Consider the following 5,357-nt stretch of genomic DNA (forward strand, 5'->3'; position numbering starts at 1 on the left):
GGCCTTCGGGCGCGCCCACGGCCTGGGGGCCCTGCGCACCCCCGCCGACCTGGCCCGCCTGGTGCCCGTGCGCGACTACGAAGGCCTGAAGCCGTACTTCGACCGCACCCAGGCCGGCGAGGCCGACGTGCTCTGGCCCGGCCAGCCGCTGTACCTGGCCAAAACCAGCGGCACCACCTCCGGCACCAAGTACATCCCCATCACCCGCGCCAGCATCGGCAACCACATCAACGGGGCCCGCGACGCGCTGCTGCACTACGTGCACGCCACCGGCCGCAGCCAGTTCCTGGACGGTAAGCTGATGTTCCTCAGCGGCTCGCCGGCCCTCGAGCAGCACCACGGCATTGCCACCGGCCGCCTCTCGGGCATCGCCAACCACCACGTGCCGGCCTACCTGCGCCGCAACCAACTGCCGAGCTACGACGCCAACGTCATCGAAGACTGGGAAGCCAAGCTCGACCGCATCGTGGAGGAAACGCTGCCCGAAGACCTGACCCTGATTTCGGGCATTCCGCCCTGGGTGCAGATGTATTTCGACAAGCTGCTCCAAATTACCGGCCGGCCCATCAAGGACGTTTTCCCGAACCTCAACCTGTTCGTGTACGGCGGCGTCAACTTCGAACCGTACCGCGCCAAGCTCTTCGAAAGCCTCGGCCGGCCCATCGACAGCATCGAGCTGTTCCCGGCCTCCGAGGGCTTCCTGGCCTTCCAGGACGAGCCCGGCAACCCCGGCCTGCTGCTGCTGCTGAACAGCGGCATCTTCTTCGAATTTGTGCCCGCCGAACGGTTTTTCGAGGAAAACCCGCCCCGCCTCACCATCGCCGACGTGGAGCTGGACCGCCAGTACGCCGTCGTGCTCACCTCCAACGCCGGCCTGTGGGGCTACTCGCTCGGCGACACGGTGCGCTTCGTGAGCCTGGCCCCGCACCGGGTGGTAGTCACGGGCCGCCTCAAGCACTTTCTCTCGGCCTTCGGCGAGCACGTCATCGGCGAAGAAGTGGAAGGGGCCCTGCGCGAAGCCATGCGGCAGTTTCCGGCGGTGGAAGTAGTGGAATTCACCGTGGCCCCGCTCGTGAGCACCGACCCCGCGCAGCCCTCGCGCCACGAGTGGCTGGTAGAATTTGCCCGAGCTCCGGCCGATGCCGCCGCCTTCGCCGGGGTCCTGGATGGAGCCCTGCGCCAGCGCAACACCTACTATGACGACCTGCGCCAAGGCAACATATTGGTGCCGCTGCAACTCACGCTGCTGCCACCCGGCGCGTTCCAGCGCCACATGAAGCGCTTGGGCAAGCTCGGCGGCCAAAACAAAGTGCCCCGCCTGAGCAACGATGGGGCCCTGGCGGAGGGGTTAGTTAAGAATTCGTAAGTTTAGCCATGCTCCGCCTCGATAAAACCGTAATCCGCAAAACCACCTTGCACGCCGACCACAGCGTTCAGGATGCTGAGGACGCGGCCCGTTGGCGCGCAATGACCACGGAGCAACGCCAGGAAGTGCTGGCTTATTTGCGTCATCAGGCGCGGACGCTTCGTGCTTTACGCGATTTGGGGCGTGAGCAAGATCATAGCGTAAATCAGAAGATTCAACAAATCTAGAATCGCTGATTTAACGTGCGCATCGCTTTCGACCTTAATAATACTCTGATTCGCTGCGGCTACGATTTCCCGCTGGAGCGGCCCCGGCGCAGCAAACTAGCCCGATTACTGAGTAGCGAAGGTTTTCGGAAAGGAGTTGTAGAACTGGCTGAATACTGCCGTCAACAGGGCTGGGAAGTGTGGGTGTATACCACTTCCTATCGCAGCAATTGGCACATACGCCAACTGTTTTGGCTGCACGGTATCGGCTTAGATGACGAAGTAAACCAGCAGCGGCACAGCCGCGAGGTAGCGGTTCGCTGTATGAAGCACCCACCGAGTTTTCGGATTGACTTACTAATCGACGATTCAGAAGGTGTGCGAATAGAAGCCGAACGTCATGGTTTTCAGATGTTGGTAGTGGCTCCCGACGACGAGCATTGGGCACAGAAAGTCAAAGCCGCGCTGGCACAACGACAGGATTAACTCACGCATTCAGCAAGCCGTGCCGGACGGCGTACACCACCAGGCCGGCCGAGTTGGGGGCGTGGGTTTTTTCGAGCAGGTTTTGGCGGTGGCCCTCTACGGTGCGGCGGCTGATGCAGAGGTGGTCGGCAATTTCGACCGCCGTGCGGCCCTCGCAGATGAGGCGCAGGACTTCCTCCTCGCGCGGGGTGAGCTGCACCAGGGCCGAGAGCGCCGGCCCGGGGGCCAGGCCCGCCGGGGCCCCGCGCAGCAACGCTTGCGCCATGCGCGGCGTGACGTGGTGGCCGGTCGTGAGCACGTCTTCCAGGGCCAGGCGGAGCTGGTCTTGGTCGGCGTCTTTAGGTAGGTAGCTGCGGGCCCCCAGCTTCAGCATCTGGGTGATGAACTTGTCGGCGGAAAACATCGAGAGGACGATGATTTTCAGGCCGGGGAATTCGGCAAGCAAGATTTTGGCCACCTCGGGGCCGTCCATGCCGGGCATTTGCAGGTCGAGGAGCAGTACGTCGGGCAGGTGCTGGCGGCAAATAGCCAGTAGCTCCGGGAATTCGGCGGCCTCGTCCACGGCCTCCACGTAGGGCAGGGCCTGCAAAACGTAGCGCAGCCCCTGCCGAAACAGCGGGTGGTCGTCGAGCAGCGCAATGCGAACCGGGAAATTAATGGCAGACATGGGATGGGCAAAGGACGGCAACGGAAGGCGAGTCATCAGTTGCTCATTACCAGTGCTTGGGCAAAAAATGACCACGAGCAACCTGTAGCCTATTTGCTTTTAGGCAGTTTCCGATTTTCCGGGAGGAATTAGAATTAAAAATAGGATTTAAAAACCTGAAAATCAAATTATTAAATCGCTTTTTTCATTCCAATTCCTCCCAGAAGCGTAGCGCCATCTGAGAACTTCTTAGCTCCGGCCTACACCGCGAAAGCCGCCGGTAGCTCGACGCGGGTGTGGGTACCCTGGCCGGGGCCCGAGGCCCGGTGCAGGCGGGCGCGCAGCAGCTGCACCCGCACGTCGATGCTGCGCAGGCCCGCGCCGGCGGCGGCGGCGGCCGGTGCCAGGGCCCCCGGCGCGGGCAGTGCAAAGCCGCAGCCGTCGTCGCCCACGGCCAGTGTGAGCAGCGTGCCGCGCTGGCGCAGCTGCACACTGAGGCGCGTGGCCCCAGCGGCGTGCTTAAAGGCGTTGTGCATCAGCTCCTGGCAAATCCGGTACAGGGCCAGCTCCTGGGCCAGGGCCAGCGGGCGGGGGTACTCCACCTCCAGCGCCACGGCCAGCGTGCCGGCCTCGTTCGACACGTCGACCAAGTGCTGCAAGGCTTCGGCCAGGCCGAAGCGGGCCAGCACCACCGGGTAGAGGCTGTGCGACACGGTGCGCACGTCCTGCACGGCGGTGCCCATAATCTCCTTCACCAGCCCAAGCAGGTCAGCGCGGTCGGCCAGGGGCTGGGGGCCCTCCAGGCGCTGCACCAGCAGCTTGGCCGTGGCAATGGTCGAGCCAATGCCGTCGTGCAGGTCGCGGCCGATGCGCTCCCGCTCCCGCTCCTGGGCCTCCACCACGGCGGCCAGCAGCGCCTGCTGGTGGGTGGCCTCGGCCGCGCGCAGGCGCAGCTGCTGTTGCAGCAGCCGCTTCTGGTACACCACCAAAAACAGCACCAGGCCCCCCGCCGCCAGCAGCATGAACGCAATGCCGCCGAACAGCATCGAGGCGAAGGTTACTTCCGGGGGCGAATCCATAGGGCGGTGCAGTAGCAGGCGTACAGCACCACATTTAGCAGCGTGTGCACGGCCCAGGCGGCTGTGCTCAGCTGGTTGGAATAGTGCGTGAGCAGGTAGTTGCTGAACAAAAAAATCTGGATGCTGCCCAGGGAGTTGACGACGATGCCGGTCGAAACCCAAAACATGGGCTCTTGGTCCAGGCGCGTCACGCGCAGTTCGCGGAGCAGCTTGCGAAAGTACAGCCCCACCAAGCTCAGCACCAGGACGCTCTCCACAATTTGCAGGGCAGGTTTAAAGCGCGCCACCTCGGGGAAAAGCCAGCCATCGAGCACGCAGTAGGCCACAAAGGCCCCGGCCAGCCCCGGCCGCCACCGCGAAAAGGCCGGCCACTGCAACGCCCGGTCGTAGACCAACGCCAAAAACCACACCTCCATCGCCGCAAAAATCGGAAATAGGAACAAGTTGGGTTGGTGGTGGCGGTGCAGCCAATCGGAGGAGATTTCCGTGAGCACGTCCAGCCCCATGAACACCGCCAGGTAGCGTAGCTCCGGCGGCAGCCGCCGGAACCGCACCACGCCGCTGAGGAACGTGACCGCCAGGGCGAACTCCATGAAGCGCGCTGCGAACATGAATAATGCGGTGCTGGTCATACTGCTTACGGGTAGGGTAAGTAGGGAATGATGGGCTGCCCGGAGCGCTGCCTACGCCTTTGGGAAGGCCCTTAGCACTGCGGCGGGCAAGGCTTCGACATGTCGAAAAACGGGTCGCCCGAACCATCACCGTCCAGTTTCTTGGGGTCGTGGAGGCGCAGCACCAGCCCGAAGGTTTGCGCCAGGGGGCCCTCGGCGGGGTAGTACTCGTGCAGGCCAAAGCTAATCCGCAGCGTTTGGGCGCCGAACGGTTGGGCGGCGAATAGCGGCTCCAGAAAATCGCCCACCTCGAAAGCATAGCCTTGTAGGGGCCCTTAGCCGGTGGCAAATAGGGCGGGCGTGACGGCCGGCGCGGCGGCCCAGTTGTGCAGCCAGGTTTTCACCAGGTCGTGCGGTACCTGGGCAGCTTTTTGGTGGGCGGTGCGCAGCGGGGGCGCCGCCAGGGCATTTTCTGCCGCCGCCGGGGCCTCTTCGGCCTCGGCCAGGTAGTAGGCCGACAAGCGCGTGCCCGCGGCATCGGTGGCGAACAGGGCCAGCGCGAAGCGCGCCGGGTGGCCCTGGTGGGCAATGGCCAGGAACTGGGTCCTGACGGCGACGATGCCCAACGTCGACGCGAGCCACACCAGTTGCTGGATGGGTAGGCTCGCGTGGGTGCGGCGGCCGTGGCCGGGTGCGGCGAAGCACTGGGCCGGTGCGGGGCCCTCGGTGGCGCTGGCAATTTTCAGCCACTCGGCGCTGTACTGTTCGAACTGCTCGGGGGTAAGGATGCTCGAAATAGCAGACATTAATTCGTGGTAAATAAGGTAAACTTTATAAAGATATAAGTAACTATCAACCAATGGGTAGTAATGGACTGATGCAAATCGTTTCTGTCTGATTGGGAGCTGGTTAGGCGGGGCTGGCCACGGCGTGGGCCAGCACCACGCGCTGGCCGGGCGTGGG

General features: G+C 63.6%; 8 protein-coding genes. 3 read left to right on the forward strand and 5 right to left on the reverse strand.

Translation table 11 applies throughout. The annotated features are described in order from the left end of the window. The 3 genes from BEN49_RS10770 to BEN49_RS26800 form a co-directional block, all read left to right on the forward strand. A partial coding sequence (locus BEN49_RS10770; protein WP_070743155.1) for a GH3 family acyl-acid amido synthetase occupies nucleotides 1-1,366 on the forward strand: 1,366 nt, incomplete at its 5' end. Between the two features lie 8 nt (nucleotides 1,367-1,374). Beyond that, nucleotides 1,375-1,593, forward strand: a complete 219-nt coding sequence (locus BEN49_RS10775) for a hypothetical protein (protein ID WP_070743157.1) — start codon at nucleotides 1,375-1,377, stop codon at nucleotides 1,591-1,593. Nucleotides 1,594-1,608: 15 nt separating this feature from the next. Beyond that, nucleotides 1,609-2,058, forward strand: a complete 450-nt coding sequence (locus tag BEN49_RS26800; protein ID WP_125916734.1) for a hypothetical protein — start codon at nucleotides 1,609-1,611, stop codon at nucleotides 2,056-2,058. Between the two features lies 1 nt (nucleotide 2,059). Here BEN49_RS26800 and BEN49_RS10780 read toward each other — a convergent pair whose 3' ends face one another. The 5 genes from BEN49_RS10780 to BEN49_RS10800 form a co-directional block, all read right to left on the reverse strand. Further along, nucleotides 2,060-2,725: a response regulator gene (locus tag BEN49_RS10780; protein ID WP_070743159.1), complete on the reverse strand. Its 666-nt coding sequence runs from the start codon at nucleotides 2,723-2,725 to the stop codon at nucleotides 2,060-2,062. 239 nt (nucleotides 2,726-2,964) lie between these two features. Continuing rightward, nucleotides 2,965-3,783: a sensor histidine kinase gene (locus BEN49_RS10785; RefSeq protein WP_070743162.1), complete on the reverse strand. Its 819-nt coding sequence runs from the start codon at nucleotides 3,781-3,783 to the stop codon at nucleotides 2,965-2,967. After that, nucleotides 3,762-4,415, reverse strand: coding sequence for a hypothetical protein (locus BEN49_RS10790; protein ID WP_070743164.1), 654 nt, complete (start codon nucleotides 4,413-4,415; stop codon nucleotides 3,762-3,764). Before BEN49_RS10790 ends, BEN49_RS10785 begins: the two co-directional genes overlap by 22 nt. A 71-nt stretch (nucleotides 4,416-4,486) precedes the next feature. After that, on the reverse strand, nucleotides 4,487-4,702 hold the full coding sequence (locus BEN49_RS10795; protein WP_070743166.1) for a hypothetical protein: 216 nt from the start codon (nucleotides 4,700-4,702) through the stop codon (nucleotides 4,487-4,489). Nucleotides 4,703-4,729: 27 nt separating this feature from the next. After that, the gene (locus tag BEN49_RS10800) at nucleotides 4,730-5,200 is read right to left on the reverse strand and encodes a hypothetical protein (protein ID WP_070743168.1); all 471 of its coding nucleotides are present in this window, start codon (nucleotides 5,198-5,200) and stop codon (nucleotides 4,730-4,732) included. Nucleotides 5,201-5,357 lie beyond the last annotated feature (157 nt).

This window comes from Hymenobacter coccineus (genome assembly GCF_001816125.1).
Taxonomy (GTDB): Bacteria; Bacteroidota; Bacteroidia; order Cytophagales; family Hymenobacteraceae; genus Hymenobacter; species Hymenobacter coccineus.

Bases quoted from the DNA above. Each gene is read 5' to 3' on its own strand.
- BEN49_RS10785 (WP_070743162.1), bottom strand. From the start codon at position 3,783: ATGGATTCGCCCCCGGAAGTAACCTTCGCCTCGATGCTGTTCGGCGGC.
- BEN49_RS10780 (WP_070743159.1), bottom strand. From the start codon at position 2,725: ATGTCTGCCATTAATTTCCCGGTTCGCATTGCGCTGCTCGACGACCAC.
- BEN49_RS10790 (WP_070743164.1), bottom strand. From the start codon at position 4,415: ATGACCAGCACCGCATTATTCATGTTCGCAGCGCGCTTCATGGAGTTC.
- BEN49_RS10800 (WP_070743168.1), bottom strand. From the start codon at position 5,200: ATGTCTGCTATTTCGAGCATCCTTACCCCCGAGCAGTTCGAACAGTAC.
- BEN49_RS10775 (WP_070743157.1), top strand. From the start codon at position 1,375: ATGCTCCGCCTCGATAAAACCGTAATCCGCAAAACCACCTTGCACGCC.